Here is a 24,951-nt window from a genome sequence, read left to right on the forward strand (position 1 = left end):
TTGATAAAGCAAACAAAAATGCCGCTTAGTCTTTAAGACTTAGCGGCATTTTTTATAGTTTAGTTTCGCTTATAGGCTAATGGCTACTGACAAGAAATTTCAGCCTCATTGGCCATATCAGGCGTAAATTGGATATCAGCCACACTCAAGCTTGCCTTTCCGGCGCTGCCTAACTCGAATGGCACTACAAGCCCGGTAAAATCAATACCTTCTTCAACAAAGCACTGTAAATCGATGCTTAATGTTGACCATGTATCACGTGGTAAAGCCTTTAGTTGCTCACTAATATCGATATTAGTAGAACAACTACCTGCTGCATCGCCTTCGCCTTCGCAGTTCATCGCAAGATTCACTGGCGCATTTATCTCAGAGTGACGATTTACACTGAATGTGAGCGCCGCATTATTGAGTAATTGCGCACTAAGATCTTCACGGAAGAAACTCTTGCTCGCAAAGCGCATTGCGCCATACGCACTGCCATCAAAACTCACTTTACGGGCATCCTCTTGAACTTCTTTATCCACCGTGCGATAGCTCACAGCGCCAACGGTATGCGTGCTCGCATTTACCGACAAAGACTCTTCACCAGAATATAACCATAGCACCCAAGGCGCTTGCACCGACCCATTTAGAATTGCCATAGGCGCTTCATTCTCGCTGCTTACTTCAACTTTGGTGTTAAGTGAATCACCCAGTACATCTTCATCACTCAATGTCAGACCAAAGCCGTAGGGTAGAAGTGGCGCGTAATCGTCATCGCCTACATTCACAATTTGTTGCGGTGTCGCAGGCCAAGAAAACGGTAGCTTTCCTTTAAAATCTTGCTTACCAAAAAGAACGTCAGCAACCGCTGCACCTTCAGAACCTGGTAGCCACGCGGCAACAAATGCATCTGATGCATTTAACTCAGCGTTAACCCACATAGGGCGACCACTTATAAAAACAGAAACAACAGGAATACCTTGTTCTTTCAATTTATTAAGTAGTGCGAGGTCGCGCTTGTTACCGTACTGATAAATCAGTGTTTCTCTGTCGCCGTGCCCTTCTGCATAAGGCTCTTCACCAAATACAACAATAGCGACATCGGGTTTCGCATCAAACTCACCATCCACCGATAATACCGCTTCACCGCCTGCTTGCTCAGCGTGCTGTTTAATACCATCGAAAATAGACGTACCACCGGGGAAGTCATCATTGGTGTTGTTAGTACCTTGCCAGGTAATTGACCAACCACCTGATTGCTTACCAATATTATCAGCGGCGTCACCAGCGACTAAAATACGCTTTGCGCCATCAAGCGGTAACGTCTTTGCCTTGTTTTTAAGCAACACTAAGGATTCTCTTACCGCTTGCTTCGCCACATCTCTATGGCTGTCTTTCCCAATAAGAGAGCGGTCACCTGATAAAGGCCTGTTGGCCGGGCTTGGTTTTTCAAATAACCCAGCACGCACTTTTACGCGTAAGATACGACGAACAGCATCATCAATTCGCGACATCGCGATAGAACCATCTTTAACTTGAGCGAGGGTATTTTCATACAGTGCTTTCCAGTCGTTCGGCACCATAAAGATATCCAAGCCGGCATTTATGGCTTGTGCACAGTCTTCGTTATTGCATCCCGCCACTTGGCCATGACCATTCCAGTCGCCCACAACAAACCCATCAAACCCCATTTGCTCTTTCAATACATTAGTTAGCAAGTACTTGTGGCCGTGAAGTTTTTCGCCGTGCCAGCTGTTAAATGAGGCCATAACAGACTGCGCACCTGCAGTGAGACCACCTACATAACCTTGCGCATGAATATCAAAGAGTTCTTGTTCAGTCGCGATGTTGTCACCTTGGTCATCGCCAGCAACCGTACCACCGTCACCGACAAAATGTTTAACAGTGCTAATTACGCGTTGGTCGCTTAAAAAGTCTTTATCAGCTGCCCCTTGTAAGCCTTTTACAACAGATGCAGCATAGTCACGCACAATGGCAGGGTCTTCTGAATAACTTTCATAAGTGCGCCCCCATCTATCATCACGCACAACAGCCACCGTAGGGGCGAATACCCAATCAATACCGGTTGCCATTACCTCTTTCGCTGTAATGTGCGCAATCTGTTCCATCAATTCTGGGTTGTTTGCTGCTCCAAGCCCAATGTTGTGGGGAAACAGCGTGGCACCAATCACGTTATTATGACCGTGTACCGCATCTGTTCCCCACATGGTGGGAATCGTTGAACCATCTAAACTATCGTCTACCGAAGCCTGATAAAGCGCTTCTGCTAATGCTACCCAATCGTCAGGCGTGGCATGTTTGTCATTATTAGGAAATGCGCCACCGCCGTTTAGGTACGACCCAAAGCCATACTTTCGCATATCTTCCACGGTGATATTGCGAATTTCTGGCTGAATCATTTGAGCAATTTTTTGCTCTAATGTCATAGACGCCATGATGTCTGACACCTTCGCCTCAACACTTGCATCAGGCTTTACTTCTATATCAAGCTTTGGCCATATGGCAGCAGCATTTTCTGCAGCTTGAGATGGCGATGTATCACTGGCGGCTTCTTGTTTAGGTATTGAGCTACTCGGACTCTCAGGTGATGAACACGCACTAAGCATTGTGCCCGTTAACGCGCCAATTAGCGCCGTCGTAACAATGTTGGCGAGTTTTGTTTTTCGCATTGTTATTCCTTAATCGAGTTAGTTTGTGATACACGGCTGCCCACAAGACCATAGTAAGCAATGTACAAGTAACAAGAAGCCGGTAGTAAGAAAGACAGTGTTACCCCAATACTGTCAGCTAGCATCCCTTGTAAAAGTGGGACAATTGCACCGCCAACGATCGCCAAGCAAAGAATGCCTGAGCCTTGTGGCGTGTCTTTACCTAGCTGCTGAAGCGCCAAGCTAAAGATGGTTGGGAACATAATTGAGTTAAACAGTCCAACAGCAAGCACACTGTAAAGTGCCATATCGCCTGTGGTCGATATTGAAATCAAAATAAGCACAATGGCAAAGAATGCGTTAAAGGCTAGCACTAGACCGCCAGACACCTTTTGCATAATCAGGGCACCAATGAAGCGACCTACCATGGCTCCGCCCCAGTAATAGGCAAGCAATTTAGACGCTTTCGCTTCTGTTAAATTCGCTACACTCGGGCTGGCCAGATAGTTTACGAGCATGCTGCCGATGGCTACTTCAGCGCCGACGTACATGAAAATACCTACTGCCCCAAGCACTAGGTGTTTGTGCTGCCATGCGCCACCTTTGAAAACGCCCGTATTCGCGCTGGTATGGTTGAGTGTTGGCAACTTTAAAAACAAAAAGACAAGAGCGAGTAACAAAAGCGCAGCAGCAAGAATAAGGTAAGGAACCTGAACATCAGAAGCTGAGGCGGTTGCCATACTATGTTCACCAGTTGCACCGTACATAAGGTATGAGCCAAAGAAAGGCGCAACCGTTGTGCCTAATGAGTTAAACGCTTGTGTCATTGTCAAACGCGATGACGCTGTTTTAGGATCCCCAAGCGCCGTCACGTAAGGATTAGCCGACACTTGCAAAATAGTGATCCCAGATGCGAGTACAAACAAGGCAAGAAGGAAGATCCCGTATACTTGACTGGCAGCAGCGGGGAAAAACAATACACATCCCAAACATGCGATGCCGAGTCCAAGCACGATACCTTTTTGGTAACCTATTCGAGAAACCACCATACCTGCAGGCAAAGACACAATAAAATACGCACTGAAAAAGCAAAACTGAATAAGCATTGCTTGTGTAAATGTAAGGTTAAATGCGCCTTTTAAGTAAGGAATTAGGATGTCGTTCAGACATGTAATAAATCCCCACATAAAGAACAGCGTAGTAAGTGAGATAAGCGCAAAGCGGTATCCCCCCTTGTCTTCGGCTTGATAAGCAGTTGTCGTATTCGGTTGCGCTGGTGTTTCCACGAGTAACCTCTATTGCTATTTTTTTAATTAATGATAAATTTACATTTGAAAGCGCTTACATCATAATACGAATAACTTTGTAAGCGCTTACATTTATCGAATAATTACACGAAGTGTTGCCGAATTCAATGTAAAAATCATGTTATTTCGATAAACCTAATTGCTTTGCGAATTTGAAATGTTTGTTAATTGCAGGACAGTAGAACGATGCACAAAATTACCCTCCCCGCTAATTCCTTGATGTTAACCAAGGATTTTGTCTACGGAGTAGCGACATCTAGCTTTCAAATTGAAGGCGACCGGAAAGGTCGACTTGACTGCATTTGGGATACATTTTGTTCACAACCGGGTACTATCGAAGACGGAAGTAATGGCGATATTGCGTGTAAACATGTTGAATACTACTTACAAGATGTTGAACTAATTTCATCTCTTGGCGTTGATGCGTACCGCCTATCAATTTCATGGCCACGCGTAATGAACGAAGATGGCAGCGTCAACGAAGTGGGCATGCGTTTTTACATCAACCTTGTTGATGCGCTATTGCAACGAAAAATGAAGGTGTTTGTTACCCTCTACCATTGGGACTTACCGCAACATCTTGAAAATAAAGGTGGCTGGCTAAATCGAGACACTGCCTACGCATTTCAGCGCTATGCCACCGCTGTCGCCAATGCACTAGGTGATAAAGTGCATGCCTATGCCACACTTAATGAGCCGTTTTGCTCAGCTTATTTAGGCTATGAGACAGGTATACATGCACCTGGGAAAACAGGCGTTGGCAATGGCCGAAAAGCAGCACATCACTTATTGCTTGCCCATGGTTTAGCACTACAAGCACTTCGTCAATTATGCCCTAACAGTCAGCACGGTATCGTACTCAATTTCAGTACCTGTCATGCCAACACAGATACAGAGCAAGACAAGCAGGCGGCTAAGTGGGCTGATGAATATCACAATCAGTGGTACCTAAAACCGTTAATGGACGCGTGTTACCCCAGCGTTATAGAAAAGCTCAGTAATGAAGAGCGCCCCGATATTCTTGAGGGCGACATGGAGATTATTTCCCAGCCTATCGATTATTTGGGCATTAATTTTTATACCCGCACCGTTTATGAAGCCAATGAGAAAAATTGGTTTAACGTAGTTCCGCCTGTTGATACACCGTTAACGGCTATGGGTTGGGAAATTACACCTGACGCTTTCACTGAACTCTTGGTGGATTTGCACAACGAATACACACTACCTCCCATTTACATCACTGAAAATGGGGCGGCAATGAACGATGAGTTAATTGATGGCGAAGTTAAAGACGATGATCGTACAGAATACTTCCACACCCACCTTAACGCGGTTAATGAAGCCATTGAGCAGGGTGTGGATATTAAAGGGTACTTTGCATGGAGCCTGATGGACAATTTCGAGTGGGCGCTGGGATACTCCAAACGTTTTGGCATTGTTCACGTTGACTATGAAACGCAAAAAAGAACAATAAAGCAAAGTGGTAATGCCTACGCAGAACTGGTTAAGAGCAGAATTAATAGGTACATTAGCGGTATAAAATAAGGAACAATACCGAAGAGTATGGCAACAATTTACGAAGTATCTGAAGCGGCTGGCGTATCACTTGCTACCGTTTCTCGCGTTATGAACGGAAACGCTAAAGTTAGCGATCGCACGCGAAAAAAAGTTGAAGACGCTATGATTTCATTGGGATATCAGCCCAATGCGATTGCGCAATCTCTCGCCTCTAACCGCACCAATAGCGTTGGTTTATTGGTGTCTGAGCTGCACGGCTCTTATTTTGGTGACTTAATGAGTACCGTTGAGCAAGTACTTAAGCAAAATGGTAAGCACGTTATCATTACCGCAGGTCATACCGATGAAAAACGTGAGCATGACGCTATAGAGTTTCTTAAAAGCCGCCGATGTGACGCGCTTATTTTACATGCAGAGGCTGTTTCTGATGAATACCTTCAGAAACTCGTTAGTGAAAAGTTACCCGTTGTCATCATTAACCGTAAAGTCGATAAGCTTGATGAGAATTGCTTTGTTGTAGATAACGAACAAGGTGGCTATCTGGCTACGCAAGCTGCTCTCGAACAAGGTCATAAGAATATTGGTTACATCAGTGGTCCTTTATTTAAAAAGGATGCCAACGACCGATTACTCGGTCACAAACGCGCGCTGAAAGAAGCAGGCATAGCGTTTAATGAAAACGCCTTATTTGAAGGCGATTTTCATGAATCATCAGGTCAAGAAGGGATGCATCACATGCTAGCGCAATTCAAGGACATGACAGCCTTGGTGTGTGCAAATGATGAAATGGCTTCTGGCGCGATGACCGCGGCAAGAGAAGCCGGTTTTGATATTCCAACACAGCTTTCAATTGTTGGATTCGATAACGTGCTGTTTTCCCGCTATCTTTATCCTAAGTTAACAACCATAAACAACCCCATTCACGCTATGGGCGAAATGGCTGCTCACTGGGTACTACAGCATGTTTACAACATTAAAAGTAGCCTACCTATCGAGCATTTATTTGAGCCTGAAATCGTGATGAGAGACACATTAGGCACACTATAAATGAATAAAGCGCTATCGCCGTCGTTGTATTACACCCTCATAGTCTCGTTGGGAGGCTTCATTTTTGGTTTTGATGCCAGTGTAATTTCAGGTGCGATAGGCTTTATTGATGCACAATTTTCATTAAGTGAATGGGAACAAGGCTTCGTGGTTAGCTCGCCTACACTCGGCGCACTATTTGCGATGCTATTTGCAGGGGCTGTAAGTGATGCCATAGGGCGGCGAAAAGCGCTGATCATTGTTGCAGCACTTTACCTTGTCTCATCGGTGTGCTCAGCCTTGGCACCAAATTACTTAACCTTAGTTTTTGCTCGCTTTATTGGCGGCATTGCGTTTTGCTCTCTCATTATTGCGCCTGTTTATATTTCTGAGATTAGTTCTCCGGAAAATCGCGGTAAAATGGTATCGGTTAATCAACTTAATATCGTTTTCGGTTTTGCACTGTCGTATTTCAGTAATTATTACTTCTTGCAGCTAAGTAGCAGTAATCTTGATTGGGTTGTCGCGCTGGGCATAGACACACAAACCTGGCGCTATATGTTGGGCCTTGAGGCCATTCCTGCACTGCTGTGGTTATGTTTACTGTTTACCGTACCGCGCAGTCCTCGCTGGTTAGTGATGAAAGGGTATAAAGCCGAAGCAGAAAGTACCATTAAAACACTGTTTAGCCAGCATCAGGCTAGCGCACAACTGAGTGAAATTAAGTCGTCCTTAAAACAAAAAACATGGTCACTCAAAGAAAGACTAGGCTTTGTCACCGCAAAGAGCATGCGCTATCCCTTAATGGTTGGCGTCATACTGGCCATCGCACAACAAATTACCGGTATAAATGTTATTTTTTTCTACGCACCCACTATTTTTGAGCAAAGTGGCGTGGGAACCGATGCGGCTTTCATGCAAGCTGTGTGGATAGGCTTGGTTAACGTTGCTTTCACTATTATCGCAATGCTTACGATCGACAGGTGGGGTAGAAAACCCTTGCTTATTATTGGATTGACTGGCGTTATCATCAGTATGTCCATTTGTGCCTACGGATTTAAACAAGCTACCTACCAACTAAACAATGAGGCCATCGCCGAAGTCAGTGAATTAGATGAATCATTATCAGTTTCGCTTTCAAGTATGGGCAATGAAGTGTTTCGCTCTGACGTTGCTTTTAAGAATGCGCTTAAAGCAACACTAAGTGAAGCACAGTACCAGGCTCACCAGAAAACACTCTTAAATGCGGCAATTTCGATGAATGCTCCCTTAGTATTATTTGGCATTATTGCCTTTGTCGCCTCATTTGCCATGTCACTAGGGCCGGTTATGTGGGCCATGCTGGCAGAGATATTTCCCAATCAAGCCCGTGCCCTTGCCATCTCACTGGTTGGCGTAATAAATTCATTAACCAGCTTTTCAGTACAGCTAGTGTTTCCGTGGGAACTAGCAACACTGGGAGCCGCAATGACCTTTGCGATTTATGGTGCATTTGCGGTGATCGGGTTGATATGTGTCGTTACGCTGTTTCCGGAAACCAAAGGGCGCTCTTTAGAGCAAATAGCGCAAGAGCTAACACCACAGTCTAAGTCGTAATAGTTTCGTTTGTGCTGTCGGTCATCGTTAGCGTTTGCGCAACACACAACCTCTTAGGTAGTACATGAGATGCAACAATAACCAATGCATGTTGAGCGAAGGCATTAATTACACTACACACTGCTTGTTGACTGATAGCATCTAGCCCTTCAAAGGGTTCATCTATAAGTAACACAGAGGGCTTTGCAAGCACGGCACGTCCCAGGGCTAAGCGCTTTCGCTCTCCACCTGATAGCGACCGCCCTGCTTTACCCACCCAAGTATTAAGTGATAAAGATTCAAGCCCTAGATCGCAGAGGATTTGCTGCATGTCGCGTTTAGCGTATGGGACACCTGCTACATCTAGGTTCATTTGTATGCTTGCGGCAAGCACAATCGGTTCTTGCTCTACATAGATCCAATTTGAGGGCACACCGTTTGGCAGACCAACACCGTCCACTTGCCTATGCCCTGTAGAAGGAAGTAAACCTGCAATCCCTTGAAGTAGCGTAGACTTTCCGCACCCCGAGGGCCCCTTCAGTACAACTACGCCACTGGCCGGCAGTGTAGTTGAAGTAGGATTTACTTTTCTGCCTTTAACTCGCAGCGCATCAAGTATCAGGCTCTCACTTGGTGATTTGCGAGGCAAAATATGAATAGGCGACGTCGATAAGTGTTTAAGTGCTTTTTCGCTTTGCTTATATTGTGCGAACTTAGGAATCGCTAAAAATGAAGGGCTCACCCAGTCTGGTGATGCCAATAGGACCATGGGAATGACTATGGCGATAGGTGCAAATGTCAGTACAGCCCCCAGTGTTGTAGTAAGCTCAGAATTATTTGAAGAGGTTGTCATTCCAATACCCGCAAACAGTGATACTACAGCAAGGTAAGCCACGCCTTGAAACCACCAGCTCGCGCGCAATGCGAGCTTTTTTTGATCTAATGAGCATCTCCACAATGCGCTCGCAGAAGGATAGATTTCCGCGTTGGGTGTATAGCTGACACGTGAATAAAGGTGCCATATTGCACTGGCCTTTAAAAAGCTAGTAGCGTTTTGCCTGAAGTGTGAAGATTGCTGTGTATATTCATTTGCCAAACCGAGTGCTTTAAGCGCCTGAATCACCACTGCTATCAGCCACACAACAAAAACCAAACAGAGATAGAAAGCCCCAGGAACGCCCATAACAATTGCCACACTGCACGATAGTGTGAACACAATAGTGACACTTGAAAGTGGCGCTACCCATGCTATCCATTTACTGGCAAGCGCTTCCGTATGTTGTGCTAATGCTTCTGTCATTCCAACGCTGCTATTAAGGCGTTGATTGTGTAATTGCTTAAATAAGCTCAACCTAGTACTAGCAATGCGCGTGAGCAAGTCATTGTGTCCCACCCACATACTGCCATACCCTGATGCTATGCGAAGTAAAGCCAGTGCGCGTATAACTACAGCAGGTATGATATAGTTAAAGCCTGGTAGCGCTACCGCGCTAATGGCAATAAACCAACTTGCGATCACTAGTAAAGTCAGACCCGTCAACCCATGCAATAACGCCAAAATGAGGGTAATGTATGCTGGTCGATGTGTTTGAACATTAGGCATGACAACCTTCCTCATTACTGACGGGCATAGCACTCTCGAATTGGGAATCAACATGGTCAGCGACTGCCCCATTTTCCACTCGCCAACAGCCAGTAAACCAATTCACCGGTAACATTTTATGCGACGCCCATACCAGTGTTCGATCTTTGCCTAGTTCGTATATGAGTGATGCTAAGCGATGGTGTTGAACATCAGGTAAATGCGCAGTTGGTTCATCAAGAAGCCAAACCTGATGGTTACGCAATAGTATTCTGGCTAACGCTAAACGCTGTGCCTCGCCTCCAGACATACTGGGATACTCCGTCATTGGTGTGTCTAACCCATTGGGTAAGGTATAAAGCCAACTGGTAAGCTCAACTTGTTCTAGCACATTGCAAAGTTGACTGTCGTCAAAGTGCTCATCAAGGCACAAATTTTCTCGTACAGTCCCCGCTAAAATTACGGGGTGTTGCGTTAGCCATGCCACTTGCGTTTTAAGTGTATGGGTTGCGGGCCGCTGTCCACTTAATGCTTCAAGTAGGATTGTTTTTCCGCTGCCAGAACGTCCATTGAGCAAGATTTTGTCACCCGCTTCTAGTATAAGTTTCGGGCAAGTGAGCAGGCTTTTACCTTCTTTTTTTGATTCGTTTGGTAGCGTTGAGTAACAAGAATCAAAAATGCGCATATTGTGGGCTTCAAACCCGCTGAACGAGGTATTCTTAACCGCGTTGTTGTCACTCTTTGATTGGACATGAAATAAAGGGCGTAGATCATTGCATGCCGCTTCCGCTTGCGCTTTTTGGTGATAAACCTGTCCCAACTTTTTCATTTCGCTGAGTAAAAGCGGCACGACTAGCAGTATCCATAACCCCTGATGGAGTGATATTGACGGTCCAATCTGTAGCTCACCTAGCAAAGTAAAACCTATAAAAACAGCAACTAGTGCTACCGCAAGCGTGGCAAAAAAATCAAGTACGCTGGTAGAGAGAAATGCTACGCTCACTACTTTCATTGTTCGGCTGTTTAGATTATCGCTAGCGTTCGTTAAAAGCTCGGTTTGCTTATGATTGGCGTTAAAGCTACTTAGCATGGAAAGTGCACTTAACCTATCGGTAAACAGGCTTCCCAAACGCTCTAGCGCTACAAAATGTTTGCGATGTAACGCGGCAGCACCTTTACCGACAATTATCATAAACAAAGGCACCACGGGTAATGTCAGAAGCAGTCCCAGGCCTATTATCGGGTTTACCGCAAAAATAACACCAAGGGCCATTATTGGCACTATTAGCGCTACCCACTGCTGAACGCGATACTCCATTGCCCAGTCAGTAAACGCCTCCAGCTGATTGTGCCACAACACTTGCCAAAAATAGGGGGATTGCGTGCGCACTATTGCATGTTGACGTTTCAAAAGAGTAGACAGCAGCAGCTGCTCTAACATACCTAGCAATACGAATTTGCGTTGTAAGAAAACATGATTAAATATGCCCTGCAACATCCACGCACTGCCAAGAGATAGTGCTAATAGTATAAGTACTTGTGACGACGCGGATGTACCTGTCACCACCCAGCTATGGGCTATAGCTGCAAAAAAATAGAAGCCAATAAGCAAAGAAAAAAGAGACAAGCACTTAATAAATACCAGGGTTATTAACGATGCGCGCAGGCCAAGCTTATGCGCACTATCTAAATCCTTGCACCACGAATTAAGTACTTGCCTGTTGGGAAGCTTTTCTTTGTTCACTGCTATCTCGTTTAAGGGTTTACGCCACTATCGCGCCATAAACCCCTTTATTGTCTAGTTATCAGTCGGCGTCTTCAGGTCTATCCAGGTTCTCTGTAGACTCCAACCACATTGCGTTGATGATGCCAAAAGAGCACGCTAGCAACACACCTAAAATCCAAGCGAAATACCACATGACTCTCTCCTTAATAAATAGTGTGCGACTGATCTAAATCTTCGTTCTTAATTCGACCACGCATGACATAAAAGCTATATGCGGTATAGCTAAGCACGATAGGTACAAAGATACAGGCCACAATGAACATAACATTTAACGTAAGGTGACTTGATGTGGCGTCCCATATCGTCAAGCTCGCTTGAGGCATAGTGATACTTGGCATCAAGAATGGAAACATCGAGAAACCTGCAGTTAAAATGACGCCTGCGATAAATAGCGCACTTGAGACAAACGCCATTCCAGCATTGCCTTTTTTAGAAAAGAAGGCGCACGCCAAGCCACTCACAACACCAAGTACAGGCGCAATCATCATCAATGGATATTTAGAATAGTTGTTCATCCATGCACCGGCTTCAACCGCTACATCTTTTTTAAGCGGGTTAGAGGTTGCCAGCGTGTCAACGGTTGAGGTAATGACGAAACCGTCTACACCGTAAGCTACCCATATACCGCCAACAACAAACAGTACAACACCCACCAAACTTAGCACCACCGATACGGCGCGAGCGCGAACCTCAATAAAGCCATCGGTTTTCATTTGCAGCCAGGTCGCACCATGGTTAAGCAAAATAGCAACTGACAGTAACCCGGTTAACAGCGCAAAGGGCGTAAGTAGGCCAAAGAATGAGCCCGTGTAGGTTGATTTAAGTGTAGTGTCTAACTCAAAAGGTACGCCAAGCAGCAGGTTCCCAAAGGCCACACCAAAGATAAGCGACGGGATAATGCCACCCGCAAACAGCGCCCAGTCCCAAGCCTTACGCCACTGAGGGTTAGGCAATTTGCTGCGATAGTCAAAACCAATTGGGCGCATCCAAAGTGCAATTAACGTTAGCGCCAATGCCAAGTAAAAGCCCGAGAACGCTGTGGCGTAAATCATCGGCCACGCAGCAAAAATAGCTCCACCTGCGGTAATAAACCATACTTGATTTCCATCCCAGTGGGGCCCTACCGTATTAATCATCACACGGCGTTCTTTGTCGTTTTTTCCAATTAGTGTAAGTAAAGCACCAACGCCCAGATCAAAGCCATCTGTAACAGCAAAACCGATTAGTAGCACACCTACCAAACACCACCAAATTACGCGTAGCAGTTCATAATCAATCATGCGTTTGCTCCTTGTCCGTCTTTACCAAGATAATTGTCATCAATAAGGTCAAGTTCGCTTTCAGTGGGGTTAGCTGAGGGAGGAACTGGCCCTTTTTTGGCAAACTTTTTCATCAGATAGAAGCCAATAATGAACATCACGGTGTAGAACGCTGAATAAGCTACCAGAGTAATCACTACGTCACTTACGGCTAAGTTAGAAACTGAAGCGTGCACTGGCAGGACTTCTGCGATAGACCAAGGCTGGCGACCATATTCTGCGACAAACCAACCAGCCTCACTGGCCACCCAAGGTAACGGTAAGCTAAATAGTGATGCTTTTAGTAACCACCGTGGCTTGGTTATTCTGTGCTTAGTGCTGTAATAGAACGCACATAAGAATAACGCTAGCATGATGAAACCTGATGCCACCATAAGACGGAAGCTCCAAAACAGTGGCGCAACCGGCGGAATGCTGTAATCCACAGCTTGTTTAAGTGCCGCGTCAGTGGGATTTGCCACATCTGTGGTGAAAGGTTCAAGCAGCATAGCGTAGCCCAAGCTGTCTTTGTGGGCTTCAAATGTGGCTCGCTCAGCTGCAGTGGCAGTGCCGTTGCGCACATCATCAAGTACTTCGTACGCTTTAATGCCTTCAAGTATGCGCATTTTATTTTCTTCTTTGAGCGCCTTAATGCCCTTCACTTCTTCTGTTAAAGAGCGGGTTGCAATGATCCCCATTGCCCATGGAATTTGAAGCGCATATTCGGTTTTTTCTTCTTCGTCATTGGGAATACCAAAAACAGTAAACGGTGCGGGCGCTGGATGGGTATCGTATTCAGCCTCAACCGCTGCCAGTTTTACTTTTTGAACGTCACCCAATTCGTAACCGCTCTCATCACCCAACACAATAACAGATAACGTTGCCGCTAAACCGAAGCTTGCCGCAATAGCGAACGAACGACGGGCAAAGGCGATATGTTTATGATTTAACAGATAGTAACTTGAAATCGCCAACACAAAGATAGCGCCTGTGACATACCCTGCTGACACCGTATGTACAAATTTAACTTGGGCAACTGGGTTAAAGATGACCTCAGCGAAGCTTGTCATTTCCATACGCATGGCTTCAAAGTTGAACTCAGCGCCTACTGGATATTGCATCCATCCGTTTGCAATTAAGATCCATAACGCCGAAAAGTTAGAACCAATTGCCACTAGCCATGTGGTAGCTAAGTGTTTTTCCTTCGACATTTTGTCCCAACCGAAGAAAAACAGACCAACAAACGTAGATTCTAGGAAGAACGCCATAAGGCCTTCTATGGCAAGCGGTGCACCAAAAATATCGCCAACATAATGAGAATAATATGACCAGTTCATACCAAACTGGAATTCCATGGTTAAGCCAGTAGCAACACCAATGGCAAAGTTAATACCAAACAGCTTTCCCCAAAATTGGGTCATCTGCTTGTAGACTTCCTTACCGGTCATTACATAAACCGATTCCATAATGGCCAGCAGGAAACTTAACCCCAACGTGAGGGGGACAAATATAAAGTGGAACATTGCGGTTAACGCAAATTGCCACCGCGATAGTTCTATTAACGTATCGCTCATGGGCGCTCTCCCTTGTATCTTAAAGGCGGCGTAAACGCCTGACAGTAAACAATAATATTCAAACCAACGGTAAACCTTGGCTAATACCAAACGCTTTCAGCAGGATTAATGCCAAGCGTATTGGGCGTATAGAAACCACAAGGGATACCGGCAAACAGCAGAGATTTCTTACTGTGCGAGCAGAATTATTTCATGGCGAAAAGTTGTTCACTTTGATCCAACGCAAGAGAATGGCCCAATAGCTTTGCCATTTTTGACACCTAAAAGACAAAAATGACAAAAAAAGGGAGCGTAATAGGATCACTGAGGGGAATAGGTAAGCGTAAATGCGCCTCGCAACTCACCTAGTGTAAAACCCGTAGCTTGGTCATGGGGGTAGTGTTTATCTATGCGAGCTTTAACCGATGGCGCAACAGTTTCACCGTGACAGGCCATACAAACTTGCTGTGTTGGTATAGCCCTCATGTAGCGAAATTCGCCCGTTATTTCATTGTACTGCGTCGCTTCCTGTGGCGCGGTAGCGGGGGCTTTCTCATTCTGTTGCAGCTGCTCGTTGAGTACTTGGGCAAACACTTCAAGCTGCTCACGCTCCCAGTCGTCGGGTGTGTTATTGGGGTTTCGGACTTTCAAGGCCGTGCGTCTAACCGTCCAACCGTTGTTACTCAAATCAAGTGCAATCGGCTCTGCCGCAATATGGCATTCATCAACTCCCGCTTCCAAACCACCACTTTTAATTGCCTGCTGCAAGCGGCGTTTAAGTGCACTTCCTAACGACTTGGTATTCTTTCTCGCCTCTTCAATTAGCGTATTTTCTATTAACGTACTATCACTAGGTTTATCCATAATTTGCTGGGCGTGCAAAAGTTTACCTAACAAACATGATGGCAGGGTCAATGAAGCCAAAAGCATAAACCTATTAAAGTGTTTTCGATTTGCCTTGTATGTAAAAGCCATATTGGTTCCTTACTCATTTAAATGCGCGACACTTTTTTCTATATGCGTTTCTGCATGCGCGCTTAAGTTGCGATTTTCTGCATTCTTTCTTACTTTCTAAAACACGGTGTAACACTTTCTATGCCACTGTGATAGTTTAATAAAGATTTTCTTATATATAGGAAAGCAGGATGAATATTTCCATCGTGCAAGCCATGATTGACGCAATCGATAAACCCGCCATTTTTATCAATCAGAGCTATATTATTGAAGCTGTCAATAAACCCTATCGCGACACTTACCCTGTAGATATAAAGCTTGGCTATAGCACTTGCTTCAGCGTTTCCCATCGCAATACAAAGCCTTGTGATCAATGCGGCGAGCAATGCCCCATAAAGGTCTGCCAAGATACTAAACGCCCCGCTAGCGTGGTGCATGTTCACGCCACAAATGAGGGGCAAAGCTATTGCGATATTCTCATGCGTCCTATCTATGACAGCACAGGTAGCTTACTGGGCTATCTTGAAATATTAGACAAGCTGTCATTTGCATCAAATCGTCCCGCACCTGGGAAGATGGTCGGCGAGTCAAACGCATTTAAAATTATGCTTAACAAAATAAATCGTGCAGCCAGTGCAGATATTGCCGTGTTGCTTCACGGTGAGACTGGCACAGGAAAGGAGCTCGTATCCCGGGCACTTCATGACACAAGCGCTCGGGCTGAAAAACCTTTTGTGGTTATTGAGTGCACAGGCTTAACAGACAGCCTGTTTGAAAGCGAGTTGTTCGGCTATGAAAAAGGGGCATTTACTGGCGCAACAAATAACAAAAAGGGGTTAGTAGAGGCAGCAGAAGGCGGCACCTTGTTTTTTGACGAGATAGGTGATGTACCGCTAAGTATGCAAGTAAAGCTATTGCGTTTATTCGAAACCCAGACCTACCGGCCAGTCGGTAGCGTTAACGTAAAACAAGCTAATTTTCGTTTGGTATGCGCCACCCACAAAAACCTTAAGGGCATGGTGCAGCAAGGTACGTTTAGACAAGACCTCTACTACCGCATCGCCGGCTTTCCCATTACGCTACCTGCATTGCGCGAACGACAAGGCGATATAGAACTCCTTGCCAATCATATTCTGGCGGCACTTTCACAACGTCACCCGCCCTACACTAGTCGTTTTTCCACGAAGCGGTTCGACAAGGCTGCACTCGCAAAATTAAAAACGTACTCATTCCCGGGAAATATCCGAGAGCTGAAAAACATTATAGAGCAGGCAACTTTACTGGCAGACGACAGTGTTATCCACGAAAAAGATTTGCCAGATTTACTGTTTGAGAAACAGGACATGTCAGATAGCGACGTAAGCCAACAAATGCCCGTTCATTCACCACTGCTAACGCTTGATGAGCAAGAGTCAAAGTATATCAGCGATGCCTATTACCGATACCAAGGCGATATCGCAGGGCTTGCTAACGCACTGGATGTAAGTGCTCGCACGCTCTATCGGAAATTACAAAAGGCTGGTGTTAAAGTTAAAGCCCCAACTTTGAAGGGGCCTTTGTAAAAGGCTTCGCATTACCTAATTTTTTCGCTGGCATTTTACTTCAGGCTGACACTATTATGAAAAAGCGCTTATTTTTTTACGGGTACCAATGCTAACTCGATATACCATCACCACCCTACTTTGCCTTACTCTGCTTATGCAAAATGCATTGGCATTGGGCCTTGCCGCGTTTTCTATGCAGCAAGCACAGGCTTTTACCGGTGACGATATCGAGCTGATATGTACTGGCAAAACGATGCGCTACATTTCGCTAAGCGCCACTGAGCTTGAGGGTGAGTTTGTTTTTATCAGCCCTGAATTACTCAAAGCCCCAGCACAAAGCGTAGATTGTACTAACGGCACTTTAGCCGACCTACCTCAATCAGACGACATCTACACGTCAGATCTGGTAAACATCGAAGGCATTCGCTATCAAGCGCTGGTTGCGCGTATCGCTCAGCAGCCATACACCGCTTTTGCTTATGCTGCACCGCTTAGCCGTGCGCCACCACGCTCATAACTTACCTCCAATACACATAAATACCTATCAACACTAATTGGATTTGTTATGAAAAAATCAGTTGTCGCGCTGGCGCTTGCTAGTGCACTTTCTTCGCCTGTGGGGGTCACACAAACCCTACAACACGACAATAAAAACAGCACAGAAGTTATTACCGTTATTGGTTCACCTATTACCTTGAGTACTAGTGAAACTATTGCCCCGTTAACCAACAACCAGGCCGATTTTGGCGATCAGCTTGTTACACTTCCAGGGTTGAGTATTGCCCGCAATGGCCCAGTAACTGCGTTAATTCAATACCGCGGCATGTTTGGCCCTCGCGTTGGCGTGACAATAGACGGCGTAAATATCAACGGCGCAGGGCCAAATGCTATGGACTCGCCACTTTCCCATGTATTGCCGGAGCCTGGCATGACAGCCACGTTATATCGCGGCATTACCCCGGTCAGCGCAGGTATAGAAACCATTGGAGGTCAGCTTCATATCCAGTCTGACGCATACAACCTGTTTAATTATGCCAATGTACCCAATAGCAATGAATTTCAAGGTAGCGTCAGCGCGAGCATAGTGTCGCCGGGGAGTGGGCAGCAATATCAAGGCAGTGGATTATTTAATACCGACAATGCATTTGTAAGCGCTGCATTTATCCATCAGCAGCGCGATGAGCGAGAGTCCGGGGATGGTGTGTTGATACCCAATGCTCACTACCAACGCAACGGGGTGAAGCTGCGAGCAGGTTACGAGTGGGGTAAACACCAAGTTGATATTAGCTATCAGAACCTCAACACTAATGAAAGCGGTACTCCAGCGCTGGCAATGGATATCGCCTTTATTGACGCTGCTTGGTATCGGTTTGGTTATCGCTATAACCAGTCAGATGCGTCTTATTTGACGTTAAGTGTATTCGGTAATGATAATCAGCACACTATGGACAACTTTTCACAACGACCGCTGATGATGCCAGCGATGGCACGCCAAAACGATACAGATTCGGTGGCCCAAGGTATTGATGCCACGTATGTGATGCCGTGGCAAGATGGTGAATTAACCCTTGGCACAAACCTGCTGCATAATAGAAATAACTCCATCATTACCAACCCTAATAATGCCGCGTTCTTTGTAAACAACTTCATCAACACCGAGCGTGATACCGCAAGCATTTTTGCGCAATGGAATAGAGATACAGAGCGTTACCTTACCACCCTTGGTACACGATTTACGCGGATAGACATGGACGCTGACCCTGTCAATTCAAACATGGTGATGATGAACAGTGCTATCGCTACATTAGTAGACAACTTTAACCAGTCATCACAAGATGAAACGTACAATATGCTGGATATCGCAGCGACGTTTCAATACCGCGTGAATCGCAATACGCACATCGTGATCGGTGCTTCTCAGAAAAATCGCGCACCTACCTATTTTGAGCGTTATACCTGGCTACCATTGGGTATTACTGGCGGTATGGCAGACGGTTTCAATTACATTGGCAATCTTGATTTGGACAATGAAACCGCGCGCCAAATTGAGTTGGGCATCGATGTGCACACGAATAAATGGACATTCTCACCACGCTTTTTCTATCAAGATGTTGAAAATTATATTACTGGTATGCCAAGTACGAATATGGCGGCCAATATGGTATCGACCATGATGACAGGCATGGCACCTTTTCAGTGGACTAACACGGATGCCGTTATTAAAGGGGTAGATGTTGAACTGCACGGTCAGCTTACCGAAAGCGTGAGTGTTAATGCCGTTGCAAGCGTTCAGCACGGTAACCGAGATGATATTGACGATGCGCTATTTCGCATTGCACCTGAACAGCTCATCACCACAGTGTCTTGGCAAACGTCGCTTGGTAACGCGCCGTTATCTATGCAGCTAATATCAGAGCTCTCAGGTCGCCAAAGCCATGTATCTGCGCTTCAAAACGAGCAGATTACTGCGGGTTTTGGTCTTATTCACATAAATGCGTCATGGCAAATTCTGCCAGAGCTCGTTGTAACCACACGAATCAACAACGCCTTTGATAAGTTCTATGCACCGCATACTGCAGGCATAAACCGAATTGTGGGAAGCGAACTCCCTCAGGGCGAGAGAGTGCCGGGAGCGGGTCGAGAATGGCAGCTTTCGATGCGTTATCAATTCTAACCCTCTTTGTGGCCTGTCTGTTACAGCAAGCTTGATATCGCTTGAAAAATAAGACGGCAGGCCAATAACGTCACCACAACTTTAAACGCCAACATAAATTTGTCAGCAGGCACACGCTTGAGTACTTTAAGCCCAAAGAACGTACCCAACGCGCCGCTGGCAATCATGGCAATAATAATACCGCCCCACTGCACAAACGAAAAACCTACAAACGTAAATACAAAGGCTTTCAACCCGTGTTGAAATGTCATGCAGCTAGCAAAGGTCCCTGTAATCTGCATCTTGCTATAGTTATTTCTATGCACAAACGCCGCCACAAGGGGGCCTGTCGCGCCTACAAACATAGATACAAGTGTTGTTATAAGGCCGGCTAGCGCCCTGCCTGTAGCAGACATTTCTTGTGCCTTAGGCTTACTCCCCCAAACCAAAAACAAAATAAAGCCAGCAACCGCAAACTGAATAAACACCAAGGGTAATTGCACAACAATAAATGACGCCATCACAGCACCTATCAATGCGCCGATAGAGAAAAACTTCAGCATTTGCCAGTCAATAAACTTTAAAGTCATTAACGCTCTGTTTCCGTTCGAACCAAGCTGTACTAGTCCGTGTACCGGAATAAGTGCGCTGACAGGCATGGTCCCAGCCATAACGGCAAGTAGCAACACGCCGCCACCAATGCCTAGCGTCGCGGTCATTAGCGATGTGAAAAAAGAAGTGAGAATAAGCAAGCAACTTGAAAAAGGTGTTAGTGCCCCTTCGGCGGTTATTAACGCAATTAGATATTCCATTTAACACCCTCTCAACAATTGTTACAGGCAAATGCGATTTGCATTATAAAAACTAATGCAAAATTACAATTTAACTCAATTGTGCAATCCTAATTTATGATTAAAATGCGTACAACTTTTGATTATTATTTGTTTAACACTACTTGTTTTAGGAATTGTCATGCTTAAATTTGTTGCGCCATTACTTACGCTTGCTTTTATCGCTTCTACTGCTAACGCTTTAGAGTTCGAACTAAGCGATAACTCTCAATTTACAAAGGCTTGCGTAGCTGCGGTAGAATCTAACAGCTCTCTAGAAGATGTACTTCGCGACAACAACATCCGCGCGCTAAGCAAAGACGAAGTACTTTGTAACGACACGCCTATTGCAGAGTTCGCTCGCACATACAAAAAGCAAGACTCTAGCAATACAAATATTAATGCAATTTTCGAAAATGCAAATGCATCTAGCGAAAGCAAACTGTGCATTGCGGCGGCAACATCAAATACTGCATTTAATCAAACTAAGCGCCGTTTCCTTACTAAAGTAAACCCAAAGCAGGTTGTTTGTAACGGTATGGCATTGGCGAAGTTTGCTAAGCAATACAATAAGTCATTCAACGGCTAATAGTGTTTTAGCAAAAAAATACCTAAGGGCGCCACCAGGCGTCCTTTTTTTTGATCTTTTTCTGATCATTTCTTCAACCCGTATCGTTTAAATAACGTTCGCACTACGCGGTGAAATATCATGCTCTCACCTTCAAAACCTTCGCGCCATCTTAATAACGCGTTTAATGCACTTCTTGATAAGCAAAGCACTAAAGCTGCCAAACGGATTGCACGACAAGTACTCTTCAACAATGGTTTTACTGACAGCGATATTACTCAATGTTTAAAGCAGCGAACGCTGCAAGTAATGTTTATCTTCGAAGCCTAAAGGCAGTGACACTGCCGCCGTCATCTAGTTGCATTGCCTGCAACATTAACGCGCTAAAAAGTTGACTTTGTTTACCCGTCGTTGAATACTCGAACTATCAAAACACAGGTAAATATAGTTATGCGCGATAGCGCCGTAAGTTCACTAGCAACACTTAACATTATTATTCTCGCTATTATTCCAAAATGGCGGGTCAGCTAGTGCGTAATTAAGAATTCCACGAAACCCGCCGCCAAGGCGGGTTTTTTTATGGCTCGAATTGGCGGAAAACAAAGAGACGACAGCCATGAACACTTCAATAACTCAGGTTTTGCATACCCTTCACCACGCAGTAAACAATGGTGACTACGATACACTGTCTAGTTGCTACGGTAGCCGTGCAAAAGTTGTTGCTACCCCATTAAGCCAGTTTTCTGCTGACAATACAGAACACCATGATTGTGTAAGTGCTTTGCAGCAATTTCAGCAGAAGTTTATGCCAGAACACCTCGTTACCACGGGTGATGAAATAGTGATAGAGGCCGGCGATGTTGCACTAGTCATCGCCAAATTGTATTTGGTGCCAAAATCTACACCTAACGCTCTACCTTGTGAGGGGAAAAAAGCACTGTATGTTATGCAAAAACAATTAACAGGTGAATGGCGCTGCGTTATCGACAACTTCTTCGGAACAGACTTAGTAGACTTTGCGTAAACCAATAATCTAATTTTTAGAACGATTGATATATTTTTTGTACATTTTAAACACAAAAAATAGAACCTAATATTTATCTCGAGGTTAACGAAGTACTTCAACACTTTTTACCAAGAGGAAAATACAATGTTCAATTTTAAAAAATCTGTAGCGGCACTTGTAACTGGCTTAACCCTTCTAGCACCTTCAGTACACGCGGGGGAGCCAGCCAAGAGCTTACTCACACCTGACAACCACACTGTTATTTTGATTGATCATCAGCCACAAATGGCGTTTGCAACTCGCTCTCATTCAATTGAAGACGTACGTAATAATGTGACTGGTCTGGCAAAATCAGCAAAGGCATTCAACGTGCCAACGATTTTGACGACGGTAGCTGAAAAGTCATTTAGCGGCCCATTGTTTCCAGAGTTAAAAGCTGTATTCCCAGAGCAACGTCCTATTGACCGTACCACTATGAATACATGGGAAGACAAACGTGTCACAGACAAAGTAAAACAATTTAAGAAAAATAAAATTGTTATTGCAGCACTTTGGACCGAAGTATGTGGCGTAGGCCCAGTACTATCGGCAATTGAAGAAGGTTACGAAGTGTACTTTGTTACAGATGCATCAGGTGGTGTATCGAAAGAAGCTCATGACATGGCAGTTCAGCGCATGATTCAAGCAGGCGCACAACCTATCACATGGTTGCAGTATCTACTTGAACTACAACGTGACTGGGCTCGCACTGATACCTACGTTGACGTAACAAACATTGCTAAAGAGCATGCTGGCGGATACGGCTTAGGTCTTATCTACGCAACAGAAATGTTCAACGCGAAAGAAGGTCAGTAGGCCTTGTCAAACAGGTGAGCGGCTTTCGCTCACCTGATACGTACATCTAACTCATCCGAGGGGCTCGCCATGAAAACCTTATCGACTTTATCTTTAGCCACGCTGTTTGTACTTTCACCACTTTCATTTTCAAACGCTTACGCCAACTCAACCGCTACTGCGTACGACAAGGGCTACGCGCTTGCTCAATACTGTATGGGTTGTCACGGTGAAACGGGTATTTCACCAATAGAAAGCAATCCGAATTTAGCAGGTCAAAACAAAAAATATTTAGTTTATGCCTTAAAGGCATACAGAGACGGCACGCGTAAGGGTGGAATGGCCAGCATAATGCGCCCAAATGCATCGGGATTAAGTGATGACGACATCGATGCCTTGGCCACCTATTTTTCATCCCAAAGTGGCAAAACTGCTACGCCCTAGCAACAGCCCCGATACTTAAGGAACCTTTAATATGAATACTTTTACTAAGCGTTTTGCTGGTATAGCAAGTATCGCCAGCGTTGCCTTGGCATTGATAAGTCCAGGCATAATGGCTGCGCCAGAACTTGTCGTAATTAACGCCAATATTACTGCAGCTGACGGAGAACAATACCGGGCACTTAGCGTTGAGAATGGCGTATTTAGCGAGTTCTCAAACCGTGCAGACGCACTATTATCGCAGGCAGATAACAACACTATCGTTATTGATGCCAAAGGAAAGCGCCTTATAGCAGGAATAAACGACTCTCACCTTCACGTCACGCGAGGTGGGCGTTTTTACAATCTAGAAACCCGCTGGGAAGGCGTCACGTCACTTAAAGCAGGGCTAGCTATGCTAAAAGCGCAGGCTGAACGCACGCCTAAAGGCCAGTGGGTTCGCGTAGTCGGCGGCTTCAGCCCGTACCAATTTGAAGAAAAACGTTTGCCAACACCACAGGAGCTAACAGCGATTGCGCCAGATACGCCCATATTCGTTCTACACCTATATTCTGGCGGTGTACTCAATCAAAAGGCACTGGAAGTACTTAACATTAACAAAGATACCAAAGCGCCTGAAGGCAGTGTGATAGAGCGTGATTCAGCAGGAAATCCCACTGGTGTTTTACTTGCTCAGCCCAACCCGATGATTCTTTACAAGACTATTGCCGCACTACCTCAAATGACAACTGACCAGCAGCTTAATTCAAGCCGCCAGTTTTATCGTAAGCTGTTAAGCCTTGGCGTAACCAGTGTGATTGATGCGGGAGGCGGTGGCCACACCTTTCCGGATGATTACATTGCCAGCGAGACATTGGCGAAACAAGGTGAACTACCTATTCGCGTATCTAACTATCTGTTTCCGCAGGTTCCTGCTAAAGAAATGCTTAACTTTATGCAGTGGATGCATGCGTTTGAAGCTGATGAAAACCACCATTCACACCTTGAAAATGGCTATGTGATCGAGGGGGGCGGTGAACTTTTGACTTATAAAGCATCAGATTATGAAAACTTTCGCGCGCCAAGACCCGAACTTCCTGATGATGCAGAACATGCCCTTGAAGAAGTCATTCGTCTGCACCTGCTAGAGGGCTGGCCATTTCGCTTACACGCGACTTACGATGAATCGATTACTCGTATTTTGAATGTACTTGAACATATTCATAACACGCAGCGCGTTGATAGCGTGCGCTGGATTATTGATCATGCCGAAACTGTGTCTGATACAAACTTAGCGCGAATTAAAAAACTGGGAGGCGCTATAGCAGTACAAGGTCGCATGGCCTTTGCTGGTGAAGATTTTGTCGCGCGCTATGGCAAAGCTCAAGCCGCTCGTACGCCTCCCATTCAAGCGATGATAGACGCCGGAATTACCGTAGGGCTTGGCACCGACGGTACAAGGGTATCTAGTTTTAACCCTTGGGCGACCTACTATTGGGCGGTTACCGGAAAAACCGTAGGGGGGTTTGCATTAGGCAGTACACCTTTAGAAAGGCAAACCGCGCTTCAACTTTTTACATCGGGTAGTGCCGCACTGTCTGGAGAAGAGGCGCTTAAGGGGCAACTCAAACCAGGCTTTTATGCTGACTTTGCTATTCTTAATCACGACATTTTACGTGTAGATGAAGATGCACTATTAAATACGCAATCACAGTTAACGGTAGTAGGCGGCAAAATTGTATTTGCCGACAAGCAAGACTACCCTGAGCATTACACTGCACCTTTGAAAGCCGAACCAAGCTGGTCTCCAGCTAACTTCGACACTCAACGTTAAGCGAGGCATAAC

General features: G+C 45.3%; 21 protein-coding genes. 12 read left to right on the forward strand and 9 right to left on the reverse strand.

The features are described 5' to 3' along the window. Positions 1-83: 83 nt before the first annotated feature. Together OZ660_RS18305 and OZ660_RS18310 are read right to left on the reverse strand one after the other, a co-directional pair. The gene (locus tag OZ660_RS18305; protein WP_274741929.1) at positions 84-2,672 is read right to left on the reverse strand and encodes a glycoside hydrolase family 3 protein; all 2,589 of its coding nucleotides are present in this window, start codon (positions 2,670-2,672) and stop codon (positions 84-86) included. 2 nt (positions 2,673-2,674) lie between these two features. Beyond that, positions 2,675-3,937 (reverse strand): sugar MFS transporter, encoded by a 1,263-nt coding sequence (locus OZ660_RS18310; RefSeq protein WP_274741930.1) that lies wholly within the window; start codon positions 3,935-3,937, stop codon positions 2,675-2,677. Positions 3,938-4,144: 207 nt separating this feature from the next. On the opposite strand from OZ660_RS18310, the gene OZ660_RS18315 reads away from it, so the two are divergent. From OZ660_RS18315 to OZ660_RS18325, 3 genes are read left to right on the forward strand one after another with little or no spacing between them, the layout of a single operon-like run. After that, on the forward strand, positions 4,145-5,503 hold the full coding sequence (locus OZ660_RS18315) for a GH1 family beta-glucosidase (RefSeq protein WP_274741931.1): 1,359 nt from the start codon (positions 4,145-4,147) through the stop codon (positions 5,501-5,503). A gap of 18 nt (positions 5,504-5,521) precedes the next feature. After that, positions 5,522-6,523 carry a LacI family DNA-binding transcriptional regulator gene (locus tag OZ660_RS18320; protein ID WP_202262785.1) on the forward strand — a complete coding sequence of 334 codons (1,002 nt, stop codon included), beginning with the start codon at positions 5,522-5,524 and terminating at the stop codon, positions 6,521-6,523. Next, positions 6,524-8,098 (forward strand): sugar porter family MFS transporter, encoded by a 1,575-nt coding sequence (locus OZ660_RS18325; RefSeq protein WP_274741932.1) that lies wholly within the window; start codon positions 6,524-6,526, stop codon positions 8,096-8,098. Here OZ660_RS18325 and OZ660_RS18330 read toward each other — a convergent pair. The 6 genes from OZ660_RS18330 to OZ660_RS18355 all read right to left on the reverse strand — a co-directional run bounded on the left by OZ660_RS18330 (position 8,088) and on the right by OZ660_RS18355 (position 15,271). Then, entirely contained in the window at positions 8,088-9,680 is a 1,593-nt protein-coding gene (locus OZ660_RS18330) for an ATP-binding cassette domain-containing protein (RefSeq protein WP_274741933.1), read from the reverse strand. The two genes, OZ660_RS18325 and OZ660_RS18330, sit on opposite strands and share 11 nt — an antisense overlap. Next, positions 9,673-11,403, reverse strand: coding sequence for an ABC transporter transmembrane domain-containing protein (locus tag OZ660_RS18335; RefSeq protein WP_274741934.1), 1,731 nt, complete (start codon positions 11,401-11,403; stop codon positions 9,673-9,675). Before OZ660_RS18335 ends, OZ660_RS18330 begins: the two co-directional genes overlap by 8 nt. A gap of 61 nt (positions 11,404-11,464) precedes the next feature. Continuing rightward, positions 11,465-11,578, reverse strand: coding sequence for a cytochrome bd-I oxidase subunit CydX (gene cydX, locus OZ660_RS18340; protein WP_202262789.1), 114 nt, complete (start codon positions 11,576-11,578; stop codon positions 11,465-11,467). 10 nt (positions 11,579-11,588) lie between these two features. Then, complete coding sequence (cydB, locus tag OZ660_RS18345; RefSeq protein WP_274741935.1) at positions 11,589-12,725, reverse strand: cytochrome d ubiquinol oxidase subunit II; 1,137 nt, start codon at positions 12,723-12,725, stop codon at positions 11,589-11,591. Beyond that, a complete protein-coding gene (locus OZ660_RS18350) occupies positions 12,722-14,317 on the reverse strand; it encodes a cytochrome ubiquinol oxidase subunit I (RefSeq protein WP_274741936.1) in 1,596 nt (531 codons plus the stop codon). The genes cydB and OZ660_RS18350 overlap by 4 nt, the downstream gene beginning before the upstream one ends. Positions 14,318-14,617: 300 nt before the next feature. Continuing rightward, complete coding sequence (locus OZ660_RS18355; protein ID WP_274741937.1) at positions 14,618-15,271, reverse strand: Tll0287-like domain-containing protein; 654 nt, start codon at positions 15,269-15,271, stop codon at positions 14,618-14,620. A gap of 170 nt (positions 15,272-15,441) precedes the next feature. Here OZ660_RS18355 and OZ660_RS18360 point away from each other — a divergent pair, with 170 nt between their 5' ends. From OZ660_RS18360 to OZ660_RS18370, 3 genes are all read left to right on the forward strand, one after another. Next, positions 15,442-16,812 carry a sigma-54 interaction domain-containing protein gene (locus OZ660_RS18360; RefSeq protein ID WP_446698943.1) on the forward strand — a complete coding sequence of 457 codons (1,371 nt, stop codon included), beginning with the start codon at positions 15,442-15,444 and terminating at the stop codon, positions 16,810-16,812. Between the two features lie 88 nt (positions 16,813-16,900). Continuing rightward, positions 16,901-17,311, forward strand: a complete 411-nt coding sequence (locus tag OZ660_RS18365) for a hypothetical protein (RefSeq protein ID WP_274741938.1) — start codon at positions 16,901-16,903, stop codon at positions 17,309-17,311. Positions 17,312-17,359: 48 nt separating this feature from the next. After that, a complete protein-coding gene (locus OZ660_RS18370) occupies positions 17,360-19,468 on the forward strand; it encodes a TonB-dependent receptor (RefSeq protein ID WP_274741939.1) in 2,109 nt (702 codons plus the stop codon). A 20-nt stretch (positions 19,469-19,488) separates the two neighbouring features. On the opposite strand, the gene OZ660_RS18375 is transcribed toward OZ660_RS18370, so the two are convergent. Beyond that, positions 19,489-20,259, reverse strand: coding sequence for a sulfite exporter TauE/SafE family protein (locus OZ660_RS18375; protein ID WP_202262794.1), 771 nt, complete (start codon positions 20,257-20,259; stop codon positions 19,489-19,491). A gap of 160 nt (positions 20,260-20,419) precedes the next feature. Between OZ660_RS18375 and OZ660_RS18380 the strand changes: the two genes are divergently transcribed. The 6 genes from OZ660_RS18380 (at position 20,420) to OZ660_RS18405 (ending at position 24,939) form a co-directional block, all read left to right on the forward strand. After that, the gene (locus OZ660_RS18380) at positions 20,420-20,866 is read left to right on the forward strand and encodes a hypothetical protein (RefSeq protein WP_274741940.1); all 447 of its coding nucleotides are present in this window, start codon (positions 20,420-20,422) and stop codon (positions 20,864-20,866) included. A 120-nt stretch (positions 20,867-20,986) separates the two neighbouring features. Next, positions 20,987-21,175: a hypothetical protein gene (locus OZ660_RS18385; protein ID WP_202262796.1), complete on the forward strand. Its 189-nt coding sequence runs from the start codon at positions 20,987-20,989 to the stop codon at positions 21,173-21,175. 286 nt (positions 21,176-21,461) lie between these two features. Further along, positions 21,462-21,869, forward strand: a complete 408-nt coding sequence (locus OZ660_RS18390; protein ID WP_202262797.1) for a YybH family protein — start codon at positions 21,462-21,464, stop codon at positions 21,867-21,869. A gap of 126 nt (positions 21,870-21,995) precedes the next feature. Then, positions 21,996-22,706 (forward strand): hydrolase, encoded by a 711-nt coding sequence (locus OZ660_RS18395; RefSeq protein WP_274741941.1) that lies wholly within the window; start codon positions 21,996-21,998, stop codon positions 22,704-22,706. A 69-nt stretch (positions 22,707-22,775) separates the two neighbouring features. Then, positions 22,776-23,129: a c-type cytochrome gene (locus OZ660_RS18400; protein ID WP_274741942.1), complete on the forward strand. Its 354-nt coding sequence runs from the start codon at positions 22,776-22,778 to the stop codon at positions 23,127-23,129. A 31-nt stretch (positions 23,130-23,160) separates the two neighbouring features. Next, positions 23,161-24,939 (forward strand): amidohydrolase, encoded by a 1,779-nt coding sequence (locus OZ660_RS18405; protein WP_274741943.1) that lies wholly within the window; start codon positions 23,161-23,163, stop codon positions 24,937-24,939. Positions 24,940-24,951 lie beyond the last annotated feature (12 nt).

This window comes from Alteromonas sp. 009811495 (assembly GCF_028865455.1).
GTDB lineage: Bacteria > Pseudomonadota > Gammaproteobacteria > Enterobacterales > Alteromonadaceae > Alteromonas.